General features: G+C 72.7%; 23 protein-coding genes. 21 read left to right on the forward strand and 2 right to left on the reverse strand.

Annotated elements, in window-relative coordinates; genetic code table 11:
- Window positions 1-191 precede the first annotated feature (191 nt).
- The 11 genes from hisD (at window position 192) to ACYBSK_RS08040 (ending at window position 10,485) form a co-directional block, all read left to right on the forward strand.
- On the forward strand, window positions 192-1,517 hold the full coding sequence (hisD, locus tag ACYBSK_RS07990) for a histidinol dehydrogenase (protein ID WP_460245611.1): 1,326 nt from the start codon (window positions 192-194) through the stop codon (window positions 1,515-1,517).
- Window positions 1,514-2,614, forward strand: coding sequence for a histidinol-phosphate transaminase (locus ACYBSK_RS07995; RefSeq protein WP_460245612.1), 1,101 nt, complete (start codon window positions 1,514-1,516; stop codon window positions 2,612-2,614). The genes hisD and ACYBSK_RS07995 overlap by 4 nt, the downstream gene beginning before the upstream one ends.
- On the forward strand, window positions 2,611-3,210 hold the full coding sequence (gene hisB, locus ACYBSK_RS08000; protein ID WP_385768792.1) for an imidazoleglycerol-phosphate dehydratase HisB: 600 nt from the start codon (window positions 2,611-2,613) through the stop codon (window positions 3,208-3,210). Before ACYBSK_RS07995 ends, hisB begins: the two co-directional genes overlap by 4 nt.
- The gene (locus ACYBSK_RS08005; RefSeq protein WP_457476170.1) at window positions 3,207-3,371 is read left to right on the forward strand and encodes a hypothetical protein; all 165 of its coding nucleotides are present in this window, start codon (window positions 3,207-3,209) and stop codon (window positions 3,369-3,371) included. The genes hisB and ACYBSK_RS08005 overlap by 4 nt, the downstream gene beginning before the upstream one ends.
- A complete protein-coding gene (hisH, locus tag ACYBSK_RS08010; protein WP_460245613.1) occupies window positions 3,371-4,018 on the forward strand; it encodes an imidazole glycerol phosphate synthase subunit HisH in 648 nt (215 codons plus the stop codon). The genes ACYBSK_RS08005 and hisH overlap by 1 nt, the downstream gene beginning before the upstream one ends.
- Complete coding sequence (gene priA / locus ACYBSK_RS08015; protein WP_457476172.1) at window positions 4,015-4,743, forward strand: bifunctional 1-(5-phosphoribosyl)-5-((5-phosphoribosylamino)methylideneamino)imidazole-4-carboxamide isomerase/phosphoribosylanthranilate isomerase PriA; 729 nt, start codon at window positions 4,015-4,017, stop codon at window positions 4,741-4,743. The genes hisH and priA overlap by 4 nt, the downstream gene beginning before the upstream one ends.
- Window positions 4,740-5,144 (forward strand): RidA family protein, encoded by a 405-nt coding sequence (locus ACYBSK_RS08020; RefSeq protein WP_460245614.1) that lies wholly within the window; start codon window positions 4,740-4,742, stop codon window positions 5,142-5,144. Before priA ends, ACYBSK_RS08020 begins: the two co-directional genes overlap by 4 nt.
- The gene (gene hisF, locus ACYBSK_RS08025) at window positions 5,141-5,896 is read left to right on the forward strand and encodes an imidazole glycerol phosphate synthase subunit HisF (protein WP_457476174.1); all 756 of its coding nucleotides are present in this window, start codon (window positions 5,141-5,143) and stop codon (window positions 5,894-5,896) included. The genes ACYBSK_RS08020 and hisF overlap by 4 nt, the downstream gene beginning before the upstream one ends.
- A gap of 156 nt (window positions 5,897-6,052) precedes the next feature.
- Window positions 6,053-6,985, forward strand: coding sequence for a bis(hydroxyethyl) terephthalate hydrolase (bdeA, locus tag ACYBSK_RS08030; RefSeq protein WP_460245615.1), 933 nt, complete (start codon window positions 6,053-6,055; stop codon window positions 6,983-6,985).
- A 102-nt stretch (window positions 6,986-7,087) separates the two neighbouring features.
- On the forward strand, window positions 7,088-9,073 hold the full coding sequence (locus ACYBSK_RS08035) for a LuxR C-terminal-related transcriptional regulator (protein ID WP_460245616.1): 1,986 nt from the start codon (window positions 7,088-7,090) through the stop codon (window positions 9,071-9,073).
- A gap of 119 nt (window positions 9,074-9,192) precedes the next feature.
- The gene (locus ACYBSK_RS08040; RefSeq protein WP_460245617.1) at window positions 9,193-10,485 is read left to right on the forward strand and encodes a PucR family transcriptional regulator; all 1,293 of its coding nucleotides are present in this window, start codon (window positions 9,193-9,195) and stop codon (window positions 10,483-10,485) included.
- Here ACYBSK_RS08040 and ACYBSK_RS08045 read toward each other — a convergent pair.
- Entirely contained in the window at window positions 10,457-11,092 is a 636-nt protein-coding gene (locus tag ACYBSK_RS08045) for a TIGR03085 family metal-binding protein (protein ID WP_457476178.1), read from the reverse strand. The genes ACYBSK_RS08040 and ACYBSK_RS08045 overlap by 29 nt on opposite strands.
- Window positions 11,093-11,163: 71 nt before the next feature.
- Between ACYBSK_RS08045 and hisI the strand changes: the two genes are divergently transcribed.
- Window positions 11,164-11,541, forward strand: a complete 378-nt coding sequence (gene hisI / locus ACYBSK_RS08050; RefSeq protein WP_457476179.1) for a phosphoribosyl-AMP cyclohydrolase — start codon at window positions 11,164-11,166, stop codon at window positions 11,539-11,541.
- Here hisI and ACYBSK_RS08055 read toward each other — a convergent pair.
- Complete coding sequence (locus ACYBSK_RS08055; RefSeq protein ID WP_460245618.1) at window positions 11,522-12,010, reverse strand: hypothetical protein; 489 nt, start codon at window positions 12,008-12,010, stop codon at window positions 11,522-11,524. The genes hisI and ACYBSK_RS08055 overlap by 20 nt on opposite strands.
- A gap of 78 nt (window positions 12,011-12,088) precedes the next feature.
- Here ACYBSK_RS08055 and ACYBSK_RS08060 point away from each other — a divergent pair, with 78 nt between their 5' ends.
- The 9 genes from ACYBSK_RS08060 to ACYBSK_RS08100 all read left to right on the forward strand — a co-directional run bounded on the left by ACYBSK_RS08060 (window position 12,089) and on the right by ACYBSK_RS08100 (window position 19,358).
- The gene (locus ACYBSK_RS08060) at window positions 12,089-13,576 is read left to right on the forward strand and encodes an anthranilate synthase component I (RefSeq protein WP_460245619.1); all 1,488 of its coding nucleotides are present in this window, start codon (window positions 12,089-12,091) and stop codon (window positions 13,574-13,576) included.
- A 71-nt stretch (window positions 13,577-13,647) separates the two neighbouring features.
- Window positions 13,648-14,301: a TIGR02234 family membrane protein gene (locus ACYBSK_RS08065; RefSeq protein WP_460245620.1), complete on the forward strand. Its 654-nt coding sequence runs from the start codon at window positions 13,648-13,650 to the stop codon at window positions 14,299-14,301.
- Window positions 14,302-14,397: 96 nt separating this feature from the next.
- The gene (locus ACYBSK_RS08070) at window positions 14,398-14,649 is read left to right on the forward strand and encodes an HGxxPAAW family protein (RefSeq protein WP_457476183.1); all 252 of its coding nucleotides are present in this window, start codon (window positions 14,398-14,400) and stop codon (window positions 14,647-14,649) included.
- A 105-nt stretch (window positions 14,650-14,754) separates the two neighbouring features.
- On the forward strand, window positions 14,755-15,207 hold the full coding sequence (locus ACYBSK_RS08075) for a DUF2752 domain-containing protein (protein WP_460245621.1): 453 nt from the start codon (window positions 14,755-14,757) through the stop codon (window positions 15,205-15,207).
- A 124-nt stretch (window positions 15,208-15,331) separates the two neighbouring features.
- Window positions 15,332-16,138, forward strand: a complete 807-nt coding sequence (trpC, locus tag ACYBSK_RS08080; protein ID WP_457476185.1) for an indole-3-glycerol phosphate synthase TrpC — start codon at window positions 15,332-15,334, stop codon at window positions 16,136-16,138.
- A gap of 10 nt (window positions 16,139-16,148) precedes the next feature.
- On the forward strand, window positions 16,149-16,331 hold the full coding sequence (gene trpM, locus ACYBSK_RS08085; RefSeq protein WP_460245622.1) for a tryptophan biosynthesis modulator TrpM: 183 nt from the start codon (window positions 16,149-16,151) through the stop codon (window positions 16,329-16,331).
- Between the two features lie 69 nt (window positions 16,332-16,400).
- Window positions 16,401-17,687, forward strand: a complete 1,287-nt coding sequence (gene trpB, locus ACYBSK_RS08090) for a tryptophan synthase subunit beta (protein WP_457476187.1) — start codon at window positions 16,401-16,403, stop codon at window positions 17,685-17,687.
- On the forward strand, window positions 17,684-18,502 hold the full coding sequence (trpA, locus tag ACYBSK_RS08095; protein WP_457476188.1) for a tryptophan synthase subunit alpha: 819 nt from the start codon (window positions 17,684-17,686) through the stop codon (window positions 18,500-18,502). Before trpB ends, trpA begins: the two co-directional genes overlap by 4 nt.
- 79 nt (window positions 18,503-18,581) lie before the next feature.
- Complete coding sequence (locus ACYBSK_RS08100; RefSeq protein ID WP_457476189.1) at window positions 18,582-19,358, forward strand: DsbA family protein; 777 nt, start codon at window positions 18,582-18,584, stop codon at window positions 19,356-19,358.
- The last annotated feature ends 56 nt before the right edge of the window (window positions 19,359-19,414 follow it).

A 19,414-nucleotide genomic window follows, 5' to 3' on the forward strand; every position in this document is an offset into this window, starting at 1 on the left:
GCCGTTGCCGCTGTCGGTCGTCCCCTCGACCACGACTGCCCTTCCTCCCCCTACGGCCTGCCGGTTCGTACAACCGTTCATGCCCGCTGCCCGACCCGTTGAACGCTAGTGGTCAAGGTCACCTTCGGGCTCGGATATCAGCCACTGATACGGGACGCCGGTCGTAAACCCGCGTCTGAGAGAATTGTTCTGTGATCTCTCGAATCGATCTGCGTGGCGCCGCCCTCCCCGAGGGCCAGGCCCTGCGCTCGCTGCTGCCCCGTGCCGACTTCGACGTCGCGGACGCCCTGGAGAAGGTGCGCCCGATCTGCGAGGACGTGCATCATCGCGGCGACGCGGCGCTGATCGAGTACGGGGAGAAGTTCGACGGCGTGCAGCTGGAGTCCGTACGGGTTCCGGCGGAGGCGCTCGACAAGGCGCTCGCCGACCTCGACCCCGCCGTGCGCGCGGCCCTGGAGGAGTCCATCCGCCGCGCCCGCATCGTCCACCGCGAGCAGCGCCGCGAAAGCCACACGACGCAGGTCGTGCCCGGCGGCTCCGTCACCGAGAAGTGGGTGCCGGTCGAGCGCGTCGGCCTGTACGCGCCCGGCGGCCGGTCCGTCTACCCGTCGTCCGTGATCATGAACGCCGTACCGGCGCAGGAGGCGGGCGTCGAGTCGATCGCGCTCGCCTCGCCGCCGCAGAAGGAGTTCGGCGGCCTGCCGCACCCGACGATCCTGGCCGCGTGCGCGCTGCTCGGCGTCGACGAGGTGTACGCGGTCGGCGGCGCCCAGGCCGTCGCCATGTACGCGTACGGCACCGAGTCCTGCGCCCCGGCGAACATGGTGACCGGCCCCGGCAACATCTGGGTGGCCGCCGCCAAGCGCTACTTCACGGGCCGTATCGGCATCGACGCCGAGGCCGGACCGACCGAGATCGCGGTCCTCGCCGACGCCACCGCCGACCCGGTGCACGTCGCCTCCGACCTGATCAGCCAGGCCGAGCACGACCCGCTGGCCGCCGCCGTCCTCGTCACGGACAGCGAGGAGCTCGCCGCCGCCGTGGAGAAGGAGCTTCAGCCGCAGGTCGCCGCGACCAAGCACGTCGAGGACCGGATCCTGCCCGCCCTCAAGGGGCGGCAGTCCGCGATCGTCCTCGTCGACTCGCTCGACGACGGCCTCAAGGTCGTCGACGCGTACGGGGCCGAGCACCTGGAGATCCAGACCGCCGACGCCGCCGCCGTGGCCCAGCGGGTGCGGAACGCGGGCGCGATCTTCGTCGGCGCGTGGGCGCCGGTCTCGCTCGGCGACTACGCCGCCGGGTCCAACCACGTCCTGCCGACGGGCGGCTGCGCCTGCCACTCGTCCGGCCTGTCCGTCCAGTCCTTCCTGCGCGGCATCCACATCGTCGACTACACGAAGGACGCCCTCGCCGAGGTCGCGGCCACCGTGGTGACGCTGGCCGACGCCGAGGACCTGCCCGCGCACGGCGCGGCGATCAAGGCCCGTTTCGGGTGGAAGGTGCCCAACAGCAAGTGACCAGGATCGACGACCTTCCCGTACGCGAGGAACTGCGCGGCAAGTCCCCGTACGGCGCACCGCAGTTGGACGTCGCCGTACGGCTGAACACCAACGAGAACCCGTACCCGCTGCCCGAGCCGCTGGTGGCGCGGATCGCCGAGCGCGTCGCCGACGCCGCCCGCGAGCTCAACCGCTACCCGGACCGCGACGCGATCGAGCTGCGCACGGAACTCGCCCGGTATCTGACCCGGACGACCGGCCACGAGGTCGGCTACGAGCAGGTGTGGGCGGCCAACGGGTCGAACGAGGTGCTCCAGCAGCTCCTCCAGGCCTTCGGCGGCCCCGGCCGCACGGCCCTCGGCTTCGAGCCCTCGTACTCGATGCACCCGCTGCTCGCCCGCGGCACCAACACCGGCTGGCTCAGCGCCCCGCGCCGCGCCGACTTCTCCCTCGACGTCCCGGCCGCCGTCGAGGCGATCCGCACGCACCGGCCGCACGTCGTGTTCATCACCAGCCCCAACAACCCGACCGGCAACGCGGTGGCGGCCGAGGACGTCCTCGCGCTGTACGAGGCCGCCGGGCCGGACGCGATGGTGATCGTCGACGAGGCGTACACCGAGTTCAGCCACGGCTCGTCGCTGCTCCCCCTGATCGAGGGCCGGCCGAACCTCGTCATCTCGCGGACGATGTCCAAGGCCTTCGGCGCGGCGGGCCTGCGCCTCGGCTACCTCGCCGCCGACCCGGCCGTGGTCGACGCCGTCCAACTGGTGCGCCTGCCCTACCACTTGTCGGCCGTGAACCAGGCGACGGCGCTCGCCGCCCTGGAGTACACCGACACACTGCTCCAGTACGTGGAGCAGCTGAAGGCCGAACGCGACCGCGTGGTCGCGGAGTTGGAGGCGCTCGGTTTCGACGTCACCGTCGCCGACGCCAACTTCGTCCAGTTCGGCGTCTTCGAAGACCCCCACGCCGTCTGGCAGTTCATCCTCGACCGCGGCGTCCTGATCCGTGACAACGGAGTCCCCGGACGCCTGCGCGTCACCGTAGGAACCCCCGAAGAGAACGACGCGTTCCTGGACGCGGCCCGTGAAGTCAAGAAGGAGTTCGGCGCATGAGCCGCACAGGACGTGTAGAGCGCACCACCAAGGAGACCTCGGTCCTCGTCGAGATCGACCTCGACGGCACCGGCAAGGTCGATGTCGCGACCGGGGTCGGCTTCTACGACCACATGCTCGACCAGCTCGGCAAGCACGGCCTGTTCGACCTCACGGTGAAGACCGAGGGCGACCTGCACATCGACTCGCACCACACCATCGAGGACACCGCCCTCGCCCTCGGCGCCGCCTTCAAGCAGGCGCTCGGCGACAAGGTCGGCATCTACCGCTTCGGCAACTGCACGGTCCCGCTGGACGAGTCGCTCGCCCAGGTCACCGTCGACCTCTCCGGCCGCCCCTACCTCGTGCACACCGAGCCCGAGAAGATGGCGCCGATGATCGGTGAGTACGACACGACGATGACCCGGCACATCCTGGAGTCCTTCGTCGCGCAGGCCCAGATCGCCCTGCACGTCCACGTGCCGTACGGGCGCAACGCGCACCACATCGTGGAGTGCCAGTTCAAGGCGCTCGCCCGCGCGCTGCGCTACGCGAGCGAGATCGACCCGCGCGCGGCCGCCGCCGGCATCCTTCCCTCCACGAAGGGCGCGCTGTGAGTGGTCTGTCCGCGGTACTGATCTTCGTCGGTCTGTTCCTCGCCGGCGGGGCCTGGTCCTTTCACAAGCAGGAACTGCCCAAGAGCGTCGTGGTGCTGATGGGAATCGGTGCCGTGATGTGCCTCGTCGCCGGAATCCTGCGGTTGGAGTGGCTCTACTGATGTCGGCAGCCAAGACCAAGAGCGTCGTCGTCTTCGACTACGGCTTCGGCAACGTGCGCTCCGCGGAGCGCGCCCTTGCCCGCGCGGGCGCCGAGGTCGAGATCACCCGTGACTTCGACCGGGCCATGAACGCGGACGGGCTGCTCGTGCCCGGCGTCGGCGCGTTCGCCGCCTGCATGAACGGCCTGAAGGAGGCCCGCGGCGACTGGATCGTGGGCCGCCGCCTGTCCGGCGGCCGCCCCGTGATGGGCATCTGCGTCGGCATGCAGATCCTCTTCGCGCGCGGCATCGAGCACGGCGTCGAGGCCGAGGGGCTCGACGAGTGGCCCGGCGTCGTCGAGCCGCTGAAGGCCGACGTCGTCCCGCACATGGGCTGGAACACCGTGGACGCCCCGCAGGACTCCCAGCTGTTCGCCGGTGTGAACACCGACGAGCGCTTCTACTTCGTGCACTCCTACGCCGTGCAGAACTGGGAGCTCGAAGTCCACAACCCGACCATGCGCGCGCCGAAGGTCACCTGGTCCACGCACGGCGGGCCCTTCGTCGCCGCCGTCGAGAACGGCGCGCTGTGGGCGACGCAGTTCCACCCCGAGAAGTCCGGCGACGCCGGAGCGCAGCTGCTGAAGAACTGGATCTCCGTACTGTGACCAACAAGCTCGAACTCCTCCCCGCCGTCGACGTCCGCGACGGCCAGGCCGTCCGCCTCGTGCACGGCGAGTCCGGCAGCGAGACCTCCTACGGCTCCCCGCTGGAGGCGGCCCTCGCCTGGCAGCGTTCCGGCGCCGAGTGGCTGCACCTGGTCGACCTGGACGCCGCGTTCGGCACCGGCGACAACCGCGCCCTGATCTCCGAGGTCGCGAAGGCCATGGACATCAAGGTGGAGCTGTCCGGCGGCATCCGCGACGACGACTCGCTCGCCGCCGCCCTCGCCACCGGCGCCACCCGCGTCAACATCGGCACCGCCGCCCTGGAGGACCCCGAGTGGGTCGCCAAGATCATCGCCGAGCACGGCGACAAGATCGCGGTCGGTCTCGACGTGCGCGGCACGACGCTGCGCGGCCGCGGCTGGACCCGCGACGGCGGCGACCTCTACGAGACCCTGGAGCGCCTCGACTCCGAGGGCTGCTCCCGGTACGTCGTCACCGACATCGCCAAGGACGGCACGCTCCAGGGCCCGAACCTGGAGCTGCTGAAGAACGTCTGCGCGGCCACCGACCGCCCCGTCGTCGCCTCCGGCGGCGTCTCCTCCCTCGACGACCTGCGCGCCATCGCCGAGCTCGTGCCGCTCGGCGTCGAGGGCTCCATCGTCGGCAAGGCGCTGTACGCCAAGGCGTTCACGCTGGAGGAGGCCCTGGAGGCCGTGTCCCGATGACCTCGACCGACGGTGTACGGCGCACGCAGAGCGGTTCTCCCTGGGAGGAGTCCTTCGGCTTCGCGCGCGCCGTCGCCGCCGGGGACCGGGTGACCGTGGGCGGGACGACCTCCTTCCGCGGAGACGTCCTGTACGGCGAGGGCGACCCGTACGAGCAGGCGACGGTCGCCTTTGGCAACGCCCTGGAGGCGATCGCGGAGTTCGGGCTCGGCCCCGAGTCCGTGATCCGCACCCGGATGTATCTGACCCACGCGCGGGACATCGACGAGGTCGGCCGCGCCCACAACGACGTCTTCGGACAGGTGCGCCCCGCGACGACCCTGGTGGTCGTCTCGGGCTTCGTCGACCCGCGCATCCTGGTCGAAGTCGAACTCGAAGCCTTCCGAGGAGCCACCCCGTGACGCTCGCCGTCCGAGTCATCCCCTGCCTCGACGTGGACAACGGCCGCGTCGTCAAGGGCGTCAACTTCCAGAACCTGCGCGACGCGGGCGACCCCGTCGAGATGGCGAAGGTGTACGACGCCGAGGGCGCCGACGAGCTGACCTTCCTGGACATCACCGCGTCCTCCGGCAACCGCGAGACCACCTACGACGTGGTGCGCCGCACCGCCGAGCAGGTCTTCATCCCGCTCACCGTCGGCGGCGGCGTGCGCACCGCCGACGACGTGGACAAGCTGCTGCGCGCCGGTGCGGACAAGGTCGGCGTGAACACCGCCGCCATCGCCCGCCCGGACCTCATCCGGGAGATCGCCGAGCGGTTCGGCCGCCAGGTCCTCGTCCTGTCCGTGGACGCGCGCCGTACCGCGGAAGGGTCCTTCGAGGTGACGACGCACGGCGGCCGCAAGTCCGCCGGTATCGACGCCGTCGAATGGGCGCACCAGGCCGCCGAGCTGGGCGCGGGCGAGATCCTGCTCAACTCGATGGACGCCGACGGCACCAAGGACGGCTACGACATCGAGATGATCGAGGCCGTCCGCCGCCACGTGTCGGTCCCGGTGATCGCCTCCGGCGGTGCGGGGAAGCTGGAGCACTTCGCGCCGGCCGTCGCCGCGGGCGCCGACGCGGTGCTCGCCGCGTCCGTCTTCCACTTCGGTGACCTGCGCATCGGCGAGGTCAAGGACACGCTGCGCGAGGCGGGCAACGCCGTCCGCTGACCCGGCCCGCTCGGGCCGCCCCCGGTCCGACCGCCGTACGAGACCGGTGATTTCGCCGATGCGGGAGAGGCGGAACCGGCGCCACCGTGGTCGCAGTCAGTGACCACGGCGGCGCACCCGGGACGGGCGCCGCCCTCCCCGAGAGGACGCGTCATCGTGCAGCAGCACTCCAGTGCGGCGCCCCCCGTGCACGGCAGGCGAGCCGCGAGCAAGTTCCGGACCCGCCTCGTGCGCACCGGACTTGCCACCCTGCTGGCCATCGGCGGAATCGCCACCCAGCAGGCCGTGACCGCCCAGGCGGCCGAGAACCCCTACGAGCGCGGCCCGGCCCCGACGGTCTCCAGCATCGAGGCCTCGCGCGGCTCCTACGCCGTGTCGCAGACCAGCGTCTCCTCGCTGAGCGTCAGCGGCTTCGGCGGCGGCACCATCTACTACCCGACGTCCACGGCGGACGGCACGTTCGGCGCCGTCGCGATCTCGCCGGGCTACACCGCGTACCAGTCGTCCATCGCCTGGCTCGGCCCGCGCCTCGCCTCCCAGGGCTTCGTGGTCTTCACCATCGACACCAACACCACCCTCGACCAGCCGGACAGCCGGGGCCGCCAACTCCTGTCGGCGCTCGACTACTTGACCCAGCAGAGCTCGGTGCGCGGCCGCATCGACACCAGCAGGCTCGGCGTGATGGGCCACTCCATGGGCGGTGGCGGCACGCTGGAGGCGGCGAAGAGCCGGCCGTCGCTCCAGGCCGCGATCCCGCTCACCGGCTGGAACCTCGACAAGACCTGGCCGGAGATCCAGACCCCGACGCTCGTCGTGGGCGCCGACGGCGACACCATCGCCCCGGTCGCCACGCACTCCGAGCCCTTCTACCAGAGCCTGCCCGGCTCGCTCGACAAGGCGTACGTGGAACTGCGCGGGGCCACGCACTTCACCCCGAACACCTCCAACACCACGATCGCGAAGTACAGCATCTCGTGGCTGAAGAGGTTCATCGACAACGACACCCGGTACGAGCAGTTCCTCTGCCCGCTGCCGAGTTCGAGCCTGACGATCGCGGAGTACCGGGGCAACTGCCCGCACACCTCGTGACGTTCTAGCGGCTTGTGCGCCGGAACAACGAACGAAAGCGCCGGTTGGGTCCCTGCCCAACCGGCGCTGCGCGTGCGGCGATTGGGCCCTAGGGTACGCCGGGTGAGCGGAAGAACCGTCCTGTTGCTTGCCGCCGCCGCGTACGAGGCCGACCCCGAGGGGCCCGGCGTCGACGCGGGAATCGTGCTGCGGGCCGCCGCGGCGGCCGGACTCGGCGCCGACGCCCTGGACGCGGCCGAGCGCGCGGGGCTGCGGCGCGGCCCCGACGGACGGCTGCGGCTGCCGGGCCGGCGCAGGCTCTACGAGGCCGTGCCACCGGAGCGGCGCAGGGCCGCCCACCGGTTGCTGGCGGCCGCGGCGACGGGGGAGCGGCAGCGGTCCGCGCGGCTGCTGCACCGGCTGCTCGGCGCCGCCTACCCGGACGCGGGGCTCGGCGCGGAGCTGGCCGCGCGCACGGGCGCGCCGCACGGTGAACGCTGCACGGCGCTCGCCCACGCGGCCCGGCTCGCCGACGACCCGGCCGACCGCGCCGAGCGGCTGCTCGCGGCGGCCGACCACGCCCGCCTCGCGGGCCGCCCGCACCGCGCGCGTGAACTCCTCGACGAGGTGGGCGACCTGCCCGTACGGGACGACCTCGGCAGAGGCGTCCTGCGGGGCCGGGCCGCCCTCGTGCGGGGGCTGCTCGCGCTGCGGGACGGCCCCGTCGCCGACGCCCGGGAGTCGTTGCTGCTCGCGGCCCACCTGTGCGCGGGCCCGGACGCGCTCGAAGCGCGCCTCGGCGCGGCCGAGGCGTCGTGGGCGCTGGGCGACGCGCAGGGCTACCGGGAGGCGGTCGGGGTGGGCGCCGGTCGCCCCGGCCACGACCGGCCGGTGGACTCCGACCTGGACTACCGGGTCGGGATGGCCGCCTCGCTCGGGGAGCGGGCCGGGGTGGGGCGGGTCGTGCTGCGCCGGGTCGTCGCGCGGTCCGCCGATCAACGGGAGCCGGGGGCGCTGCTGCGGGCCGGGGCCGCCGCGCTCGTCGCGGGGGACGTCGAGGCGGCCTGCCGGCTCGGCAGCCGTGCCCTCGCCGCCGCCCGGGACCTCGACGCCGCGGCCGAACTGCCGCGCGCCCTCGAACTGCTCGCCTACGGTGAGCTGCGCTCGGGGCGGCACGCACGGGCCCGCGCGCACGCCGAGGAGGGCGTGCGGGCGGCGCTCGCCGCGGGGCAGCGCAACGTCCTCGCCCACCAGCACGCCGTGCTCGCGCTCGTCGCCTCGCTCGACCGTGACGTGGACACCGTCGCCCGGCACGCCACCGCCGCGCAGCAGGTGGCCGCGCGGCACGGGCTCGTGCAGGCCGCGACCCTCGCCCAATGGGCCCTCGCCCGCGCCGATCTGGCGCGCGGCGACGCGGCACGGGCGGTCGCCCGGCTCGGGCCGCTGGTCGGGCCGGGGCCCCGGTGCGGGCACTTCGGCGTACGGATGCTGGCCGTGCCGTGCTTCGTCGAGGCGGCGGTGCTCGCGGGGGAGCCGGGCGGGGCGCAGGCCGCGGTCGGCGAGTTCGTGGTGTGGGCGGAACGCGGGCACGATGCGCTCGCCCCGGCGCAACTGGCGCGCTGCCAGGCCCTGCTGGCGTTCGACGTGCCCGAGGTCGCGGAGTCCCGGTTCGAGGAGGCGCTGGCCCGGCACGAGCGGGCGGGCGGGGACTTCGAGCGGGCCCGGACCGCCGCGCTCTACGGCAAGTGGCTGCGGCGCACGCGGCGGCCGGGGCGGGCCCGTGCGCTGCTGCGCGACGCGCTGGTCGCCTTCGAGCGGTGCGGCGCGTCGGTCTGGGCCGTACAGACGGCGGCGGAGCTGCGGGCCACGGGGGAGGCGCCGGACGTCGTCGAAACCCCGGGCAGGCTGGCCGAGTTGACGCCGCAGCAGTTGCGGATCGCGCGCTGCGTGGCGAGCGGCGACACCAACCGGGAGGTGGCGCGCCGGCTCTCCGTGAGCCCGCGCACGGTCGACCACCACCTCCGCAACGTCTTCGCCCAGCTGGGCATCCGGTCCCGGGTGGAACTGGCCCGCCTCGTGGACCGCGCGGTGAGCCTCCCCGGCGACTGAGAAGCGGCAAAAACCCGCCACGAGAACCCCTTTGACCTGCGCCTTTCGTACAAGGGCTGGAGACCGACCGGACGGTATGCCATTCTTCGGGCTCGAGGGACGAGCCGTGGAGGATCGTTATGCCCGCGCATCTCGTACGTACCCGCCCCCACCCACGCCCCGGCGCCGGGACGGACGCGGTCGCCGTGCTGCGGCGGGCCGCCCGCCCGCTCCTGGGTCAACTGCCCGCGCTCAGCGACCGGTTGGCGATGCAGCTCTACGAGCAGGAGCCGGTCTACCGCGCCGCGATCGAGGCCGACCCCGGCGACGTACGGGAGGAGATCCAGCGGTCGTTGCGGCACAGTGTGGGCTCGCTGCTCGACCCGGCGCGCAGCCGGGACGCCGCCCGCGCCTGCTCCGCCCGCATCGGCGCCGACCGCGCCGCCCGCGGCTTCCCGCTCGACGCAGTGCTGCACGCCTTCCGGCTCGGCGGGGCCCTCGTCTGGCAGGCGCTCGTCGACGAGGTGACCCTGCGGCACCCCGAGGACGCGCATCTGCTGGTGCATCTCGCCGTCGACGTGTGGAACTTCGTCGACGAGCACTGCACGCACGTCGCCGACTCCTACCGGCGCGCCGAGCGCGAACTGACCTGGCGCCGCGAGAACCGGCGCCGGCTGATGGCCGCCGCCCTCCTCGACGGCGCCACCCGCATCGCCGACCTGCCCGAGGCCGCCGCCACGCTCGACCTGCCCGAACGCGGCCGGTACGCCGTCCTCGTCGCCACCGGCTCCGGCCACACCGCCCCACGCCCCGCCCTGCCACCCGACACCCGCGCCGTCTGGCACACCACCACGGGCACCGAACCGGCCGACCGGGGCCGGCGGACCGAGCGCGTCGACCGGGCCGTCGTCGCGGTCACCGGCCCCGACGCCGCCCGGCTCGCCGGCGCGCTCCGTGAGTTCTGCCGCTCCAGGCCCGGGATCCGGATCGGCATCAGCCCCGTCGTCGAAGGGCTCGCGTCCGTGGGGGAGGCGCGACGGCTCGCCGAGACCGCGCTGCGGGTGTGTCCGGCCGAGGGCGGCGCCGTACTGCTGGAGGAGCAGCTGCCCGCCGCCCTCGTCGCCGCCGCGCCCGGCCTCGGCCGGATCCTCGCCGACCGGGTGCTCGGCCCGCTGCTCGCGCTGCCGCAGGGCGACCGGAGCGTGCTCCTCGACACGCTCACGGCATGGCTGGACTGCGACGGGTCGGCGCAGCGCGCCGCCGCCCGCCTCTACTGCCACCGCAACACGGTCCTGAACCGGCTGCGGCGCTGCGAACAGCTCACCGGGCGCAGCCTCGCCCGCCCCGCCGACCTCGTCGAACTGGGGCTCGCGCTCAGCGCCTACCGGCTTGAGCCCCGGCCCGTCACAGGCCCAGGGCCTTCGTCTCCGTGAGCCGCTCGATCGCCGACTTCTCGCCGTCCATCTCCACGTCCGCCGACTCCTGCCGGCCGAACGCGAACATCAGCAGCTCGGAGGGCGCGCCCGTGACCGTGACCACGGGGGTGCCCCGGTGCGCCACCGCGGTCTGCCCGTCGGGGCGGCGCAGCACGAGGCCGACGGGCGCCTTGCGGCCCATCACCCGCGCCATTCGCTCCAGGCGCGACCACAGGACGTCGGAGAAGACCGGGTCGAGCTCGCGCGGCGTCCAGTCGGGCCGCGCACGGCGCACGTCCTCGGTGTGGACGTAGAACTCGATCGCGTTCGACGCCTCGTCGATCTGCTTGAGCGCGAAGGGCGAGAAGCGCGGCGGACCGGTGCGGATGAGCTGGATCAGCTCCTCGTACGGCTTCTCCGCGAACTCGGCCTGCACCCGTTCGAGCCGCGACGCGAGCTGTTTGACGAGGAGGCCGCCCGCGGCGTCCGGCCGGCGCTCGCGCACCACCACGTGCGCCGCGAGGTCCCTGGTGTTCCACCCCTCACAGAGGGTGGGGGCATCGGGACCGGACGCCTCCAACAGATCGGCGAGCAGAAGTCGTTCACGCTTGGCATGGGTCGACATGACGTCAGCCTACGACCGCCCGCCCCGCACCGGACAGTGGACGATCCGGTCGGCGCGGCACAATGGTCCACATGACCAGCGCTCCCCAGCCCCGCAGCAACCTCGACCCCGCCGTCGCCGCCCGCCTCAAGCGCAGTGCCGACGGCCTGGTCCCCGCCATCGCCCAGCAGTACGACACCGGCGAGGTGCTCATGCTCGGCTGGATGGACGACGAGGCGCTGCACCGCACCCTGACCACCGGCCGGTGCACGTACTGGTCGCGCAGCCGCCAGGAGTACTGGGTCAAGGGCGACACCTCGGGCCACTTCCAGCACGTGAAGTCCGTCGCCCTCGACTGCGACGCCGACACCGTCCTCGTCAAGGTCGACCAGGTGGGCGCCGCCTGCCACACCGGCGCCCGCACCTGCTTCGACCGCGACGAACTGCCGGTCAGCGGCAGCGCAGCGTGATCTCCTGACCGTCCCGGAAGACGATCCGGGCCGGGTCCCCGGCCACCGGCTCCCCGTCGACCTCGGCCGTGCACACCGGCCGCACGCCCCACTCCGTGAGGAACTGGCCGAGCGTGAAGTCGCGCCACTGCGGCGACTCGACGTGCACGGTCCCGCTGGTGTCGTGCGTGTGCAGCGGGCTGTAACGGGGCTTCGGGCCGGAGCGGTCGATGCCGAGGTCCGCGGGGACGGTGACCCGGCGGCCGTCCGCGTAGACGGTGAGGTGGGGGTGGATGTGCATCTCCAGCGCCTCCGCGTCGAGCATCTCCAGGCCCGCCGCGTGCACGCGCGCCTCCACGTCCTTCGGCGCGGACCAGTCGTCGGGGGCGGGCGCGGCGCCGGTCAGCGCCGTCACGGCCGCGGCGGCCAGCGCGGCCCCGGACAGGGCGCGCGCGACACGGGGGGTGCGGTGGTTCTTCGTCTTCGTCACCGTTCCCTTCTAGCGGTGCGCCGTCCACCCCTCGACCAGGCGCGCGGGGCGTCCCCCGGACGGAAGTAGGCTCCTGCCATGGACCTCGAGACCTTCCGCAAGCTCGCGACCGACCGCCGAGTGATCCCCGTCAGCCGCAAGCTCCTCGCGGACGGTGACACCCCCGTCGGCCTGTACCGCAAGCTCGCCGCCGAGCGGCCCGGCACGTTCCTCCTGGAGTCCGCGGAGAACGGCCGCTCCTGGTCCCGCTACTCGTTCGTCGGCGTCCGCTCGGCCGGCACCCTGACCGAGCACGACGGACAGGCCCACTGGCTCGGCACGCCGCCCGTCGGCGTCCCCGTCGACGGCGACCCGCTCGCCGCCCTGCGCGCCACCGTGGGGACCCTGCACACCCCGCGCTACGAGGGCCTGCCCCCGTTCACCGGTGGCATGGTCGGCTACCTCGGCTACGACATCGTGCGCCGCCTGGAGAAGGTCGGCCCCGGGGAGCGCGACGACCTCAAGCTGCCCGAGCTGACGATGATGCTCACCAGCGACCTCGCCGTGCTCGACCACTGGGACGGGTCCGTCCTCCTCATCGCCAACGCGATCAACCACAACGACCTGGAGACCGGCGTCGACGAGGCCTACGCCGACGCCGTCGCCCGGCTCGACGCCATGGAGGCCGACCTCGCCAAGCCGGTCGAGTCCGCCCCCGCGGCCCTCCCGCCGTCCGAGCTGCCGCCCTTTGAAAACGGCACAGTCACGGCGCTGTGGGGCGGCGAGCAGTACCAGGACGCCGTCGAGGACATCAAGGAGCGCATCCGGGCCGGGGAAGCCTTCCAGGTCGTGCCGTCCCAGCGCTTCGAAACCCCCTGCACCGCAAGCGCGTTGGACGTCTACCGGGTGCTGCGGGCCACGAACCCGTCCCCGTACATGTACCTGTTCCGCTTCGACGGGTTCGACGTCGTCGGCTCCTCGCCCGAGGCCCTCGTCAAGGTCGAGGACGGGCGCGCCATGGTGCACCCCATCGCCGGGACCCGGCCGCGCGGCGCGACGCCGCAGGAGGACCACGACCTCGCCGAGGAGCTGCTCGGCGACCCCAAGGAGCGGGCCGAGCACCTGATGCTCGTCGACCTCGGGCGCAACGACCTGGGGCGGGTCTGCGAGCCCGGCTCCGTCGAGGTCGTCGACTTCATGTCCATCGAGAAGTACTCGCACGTCATGCACATCGTCTCGACCGTGACGGGCACCGTCGCCGAGGGCCGCACCGCCTTCGACGTGCTGACCTCCTGCTTCCCGGCGGGCACCCTGTCCGGCGCCCCCAAGCCGCGCGCCCTCCAGATCATCGACGAGCTGGAGCCGTCGCGCCGCGGCGTCTACGGCGGCTGCGTCGGCTACCTCGACTTCGCCGGGGACTCCGACACCGCCATCGCCATCCGCACCGCGCTGCTGCGCGAGGGCACCGCGTACGTGCAGGCGGGCGCGGGGGTCGTCGCCGACTCCGACCCGGTCGCCGAGGACACCGAGTGCCGCAACAAGGCGGCGGCGGTGCTGCGCGCCGTGCACACCGCGAACCGGATGTGAGGCAGCAGACGCTGTGACGTGACGCACGACTCCGGGCCCCGGGTCACGTAAACCCGTACAGACAGGCGATAGTGGAGTACGTGACTGCTGTACCGCACCCCCGTACCGATGCCGCCGAGACGGCCGATCCGGCCGCTGCCTCGTCGAGCGGCCGGCGCAGTCTCGGCGTCGCCCTGCTCTGCGGGGCCGCCGGGGCCGCGGTCGCCCTGCTCGCCTCCCGGCAGGAGTGGTGCTCCGGCATCGCCGCCGTCGCGGGCGGCAAGCTGCCGCTGACCGCGAAGGGCAGCGAGGTCACGGGCGTCCCGGCCGCGCTCGCCATAGTGGGGCTGGCCGCGCTCGTCGCCGTGTTCGCCGTCCGCAGGGTCGGCCGGATCCTCGTCGCCGCGCTGCTCGCGCTCAGCGGCGCGGGCGCCATCGCCGCCGCTGTGCTCGGCGCGGGCGACAGCGCCGCGCTCGACGAGAAGGCCGCCCAGGCCGCCGGTGACGCCTCCGCCACCATCCACGCGCTCAGCCACACCGCCTGGCCCTACGTCTCCGCGGCCGGCGGCGTCCTCATCCTGATCGCCGGGATCCTCGCCGTGGTCTACGGCGCGGCCTGGCCCTCGATGGGCGGCCGCTACGAGCGCTCCGGCGCCCCGAAGACCCGCCGCAAGGCCGTCGACCCGGAGCGCCCCGAGGAGCTGTGGAAGGCCCTCGACCGCGGCGAGGACCCGACCGGAACCTGACCCCGCGTTCAGATCCGCCATTCGGGTGCGGGACAATAGATAGGAACGTCGTACGTCCATACGTACGCATAGGCCATAAGCAACGAGGAGCAAGCCATGGCGGACAGCAGCCACGGACACACCCCGGCCGCCTGGACCGGTGTCATCATCGCCTTCATCGGGTTCTGTGTCGCGGGCGCCTTCATGGTGATGGACAGCGTCGCCGGTTTCTGGGCCGGCATGGCCCTGCTCGCCATCGCGGCGGTCGTCGGCGGCATCATGAGCGCCATGGGCATGGGCAAGCCGAAGCGTGCCGAGCTGCAGCTCAAGTCCACCGGCGCCGGGCAGACCGCCGGCTCGGAGGCCTGAGCCCCCGCACCACGTACGAGGAGGGGTGGACGGCCGGACGGGCCGTGCCACCCCTTTCGCGTTTCCGGGGGAGCGTTTCGCCGCCCGCGGGGGCAGAATTCACGGGTGACCGTGGAGACGAGCGACCAAGACACCGACACAGCCACCGGCTCCGTCCGCTTCGCCGCCCTGCGCCGCCTCGGCGTCCCGCTCGGCGTGCTCGGCGGCGTCGCCCTCGCCTTCGCCTACGTCGGCTCCGTCGACCCCAACGAGCCCGGCCACTACCCGGCCTGCCCGTTCCTCCAGCTCACCGGCGCCTACTGCCCCGGCTGCGGCGGACTGCGCAGCGCCCACGCGATCGTGCACGGGGACCTCACCGGCGCGCTCGGCGCCAACGCCCTCGCCGTCGTCGGCTACGGCCTGTTCGCCGTGTTCTGGACGGTGTGGGCGGTGCGGGCGGCCCGCGGCAGGGCGGCCGGCCTCGCGCTGGGCCGCGTACAGCTGTGGACGCTGGGCGCGGTCGTGCTCGCCTTCACCGTTGTCCGGAACACGCCGGTCGGTGGCTTCCTGAGCCCTTGATCAACGGCATCTGTCCAGGTAGTGGGACCGGCGTCAACCGGATGCGGGACCTTCGCCCCTCGGCGGATACCATCACAAGGACCAGATGAACACCCAGGGATTGCCCGGAAAGGAGTCCGCTCGCGTGAGTGTGCTCGACGAGATCATCGACGGAGTCCGTGCCGACCTTGCGGAGCGGCAGGCGCGCGTCAGCCTCGACGAGCTCAAGGAGCGCGCGGAGAAGGCTCGCCCGGCCAAGGACGGGGTCGCCGCGCTCAAGGGCGACGGCGTCAAGGTGATCTGCGAGGTCAAGCGGTCCAGCCCCTCCAAGGGCGCGCTCGCCGCGATCGCCGACCCGGCCGCCCTCGCCGCCGACTACGAGGCGGGCGGCGCGGCCGTCATCTCCGTACTGACCGAGCAGCGCCGCTTCGGCGGTTCCCTCGCCGACCTGGAGGCCGTCCGCGCCAAGGTCGACATCCCGGTCCTGCGCAAGGACTTCATCGTCACCTCGTACCAGCTGTGGGAGGCCCGCGCCTACGGCGCCGACCTCGCCCTGCTGATCGTCGCGGCCCTGGAGCAGCCCGCCCTGGAGTCCCTCATCGAGCGCGCCGTGTCCATCGGCCTCACCCCGCTCGTCGAGGCGCACGACGAGGACGAGGTGGAGCGCGCGGTCGACGCCGGGGCCAAGGTCATCGGCATCAACACGCGCAACCTCAAGGACCTCTCGGTCGACCGCGGCACCTTCGAGCGCGTCGCCCCGGACATCCCGGACCACATCGTCAAGGTCGCCGAGTCCGGCGTGCGCGGCCCGCACGACCTGATCGCGTACGCCAACGCGGGCGCGGACGCCGTCCTCGTCGGCGAGTCGCTGGTCACCGGCCGCGACCCGAAGTCCGCCGTCGCCGACCTCGTCGCCGCGGGCGCCCACCCGGCCCTGCGCCACGGACGGTAAGCTCTCCGTCATGTCCATCGCCGCCCGCCTCGCCCCCGGCTGCCGCCCCCGCGGCTGCCGCGCGCCGGCGAGGCGTGTGCGCGGCCGCCGGGTCCGCTACCACATCGGCGCGGAACCCGGCCAGATCAACGGCATGCGATGGCAGAGCGCCCTTGATGAGGGGCGCGGGGAACTGCGCAACAACCACGGGTAACCGTAAGCCGCGTGATCCCGCACGCCCCACGTACGTTGGCGATGACACACCTAACCGTGAGGCACACGCATGTCCAGCGACTACTTCATCCCTGACCCGGAGGGTCAAGTCCCCACCGCCGAGGGCTACTTCGGCGCGTTCGGCGGCAAGTTCATCCCGGAGGCCCTCGTCGCCGCCGTGGACGAGGTCGCCGTCGAGTACGACAAGGCCAAGGCCGACCCCGAGTTCGCCCGCGAGCTCGACGAGCTGCTCGTCCACTACACGGGCCGCCCGAGCGCCCTCACCGAGGTGCCCCGGTTCGCCGAGCACGCCGGGGGCGCCCGCGTCTTCCTCAAGCGCGAGGACCTGAACCACACCGGCTCGCACAAGATCAACAACGTGCTCGGCCAGGCCCTGCTCACCAAGCGGATGGGCAAGACCCGCGTCATCGCGGAGACCGGCGCGGGCCAGCACGGCGTCGCCACGGCCACCGCCTGCGCGCTGCTCGGCCTCGACTGCAAGATCTACATGGGCGAGATCGACACCGAGCGCCAGGCCCTCAACGTCGCCCGCATGCGCATGCTGGGCGCCGAGGTCGAGGCCGTGAAGTCCGGCAGCCGCACCCTCAAGGACGCCATCAACGAGGCGTTCCGCGACTGGGTCGCCAACGTCGACGAGACGCACTACCTCTTCGGCACCGTCGCGGGCCCGCACCCGTTCCCCGCGATGGTCCGCGACTTCCACCGCGTCATCGGCGTCGAGGCCCGCCGCCAGATCCTGGAGCGGGCCGGCCGGCTCCCCGACGCGGCGATCGCCTGCGTCGGCGGCGGCTCCAACGCCATCGGCCTGTTCCACGCGTTCATCCCCGACGCCGACGTCCGGCTCGTCGGCTGCGAGCCCGCCGGCCACGGCGTCGAGACCGGCGAGCACGCGGCGACCCTGACCGCGGGCGAGCCCGGCATCCTGCACGGCTCCCGCTCCTACGTCCTCCAGGACGAGGAGGGCCAGATCACCGAGCCGTACTCGATCTCGGCGGGCCTCGACTACCCGGGCATCGGCCCCGAGCACGCCTACCTCAAGGACTCCGGGCGCGGCGAGTACCGCGCCGTCACCGACGACGCCGCGATGCAGGCCCTGCGCCTGCTGTCGCGGACCGAGGGCATCATCCCGGCCATCGAGTCGGCGCACGCCCTCGCGGGCGCCCTCGACGTCGGCAAGGAGCTGGGCAAGGACGGGCTGATCATCGTCAACCTGTCCGGGCGCGGCGACAAGGACATGGACACGGCCGCGCGCTACTTCGGCCTGTACGGCACGGACGGCGCCGTGGCGGCGAACGCCGACACCGAGGTGGCCGAGATCGAGGGAGACGCCAAGTGAGCGGGAACGTCCAGCTGCTGAACGACACGCTGGCCGGCGCCAGGGCCGAGGGCCGCGCCGCCCTCATCGCCTACCTGCCCGCCGGTTTCCCGACCGTCGACGGCGGCATCGAGGCGGTCAAGGCCGCCTTCGACGGCGGCGCCGACGTGGTCGAGGTGGGCCTGCCGCACTCCGACCCGGTGCTCGACGGCCCCGTCATCCAGACCGCCGACGACATCGCGCTGCGCGGCGGCCTGAAGATCAAGGACGTCATGCGGACGGTCCGCGAGGCCCACGAGGCCACCGGCAAGCCGGTCCTCGTCATGACGTACTGGAACCCCATCGACCGCTACGGCATCGAGCGGTTCACCGCCGAGCTGGCCGAGGCGGGCGGCGCGGGCTGCATCCTGCCGGACCTGCCGGTGCAGGAGTCCGCCGTCTGGCGCGAACACGCCGACAAGCACGGTCTCGCGACCGTCTTCGTCGTCGCGCCCAGCAGCAAGGACGAGCGCCTCGCCACCATCACGGCGGCCGGTTCCGGCTTCGTGTACGCCGCGTCCCTGATGGGCGTCACCGGCACCCGCGAGTCCGTGGGCGACCAGGCCAAGAACCTCGTCGAGCGCACCAAGGCCACCACCGACCTGCCGGTCTGCGTCGGCCTCGGCGTCTCCAACGCGAAGCAGGCGAAGGAGGTCGCCGGCTTCGCCGACGGCGTCATCGTCGGCTCCGCGTTCGTGAAGCGGATGCTGGACGCGCCGGACGAGAAGGCCGGACTCGAAGGGGTGCGCGCCCTCGCCGGTGAACTCGCCGCGGGCGTAAGGGACAACACGGAGTAACTCGGCGTTACGTAACTCGTACGGGTGGAAACCGGACCGGGGAGGCACGCTCGTGCCTCCCCGGTTCGTTGGCGCGGGTGTGAGCGAGAAGAACCGAGAGGGAAAGCGCGCGGCCCGCGAGCGTCTGGCCGCCGAGCGCGAGAAGCAGAAGACCGCCGAGAAGCGGCGCAGGACATTGATCGTGGGCGCCACCGTCGTGTGCGTGCTCGGCCTGGCCGCGGTGATCGGGGTGGTTGCCGCGAATTCGGGTGACGACAGTTCCAGCGACGCCGGACCGGTGACCGCACCGAAGGGCGCGGGGGGCAAAAACGATCTGGCGATCCCCGTCGGCGACAGCGGCGCGAAGTCGACGCTGGTGATCTGGGAGGACTTCCGCTGCCCCGCCTGCAAGTCCTTCGAGGACGCCTACCGCTCGACGATCCACGAGTTGGAGGACGCCGGGAAGCTGAAGGTCGAGTACCACCTCGTCACGCTCATCGACGCGAATCTGCGGGGCAGCGGCTCGCTGCGCGCCGCCAACGCGGCGGCCTGCGCGCAGGACGTCGGCACCGACCAGTTCCGCGACTACCACGACGTGCTCTTCGAGAACCAGCCGGAGGAGAGCGACGACGCGTTCGCGAAGAACGACAAGCTGATCGACCTCGCCGGCAAGGTCGACGGCCTGGACTCGGACTCCTTCACGTCGTGTGTGAACGACGGTACGCACGACAGCTGGGTCAACAAGTCGTACAAGGCGTTCCAGGACGCGGGGCACACGGGCACGCCGACCGTGCTGCTCGACGGCAAGAACCTCCTGGAGGACCAGAGCCTGACCCCGGCCAAGTTCAAGAAGATGGTCGAGGCGGCGAACAAGTAGGCGCCGCCGTTATGCAGCCGTTGCCGGGCTGCCCGCCGTCCGCGCGGCCCGGCACG

Source organism: Streptomyces sp. BYX5S (assembly GCF_054724165.1).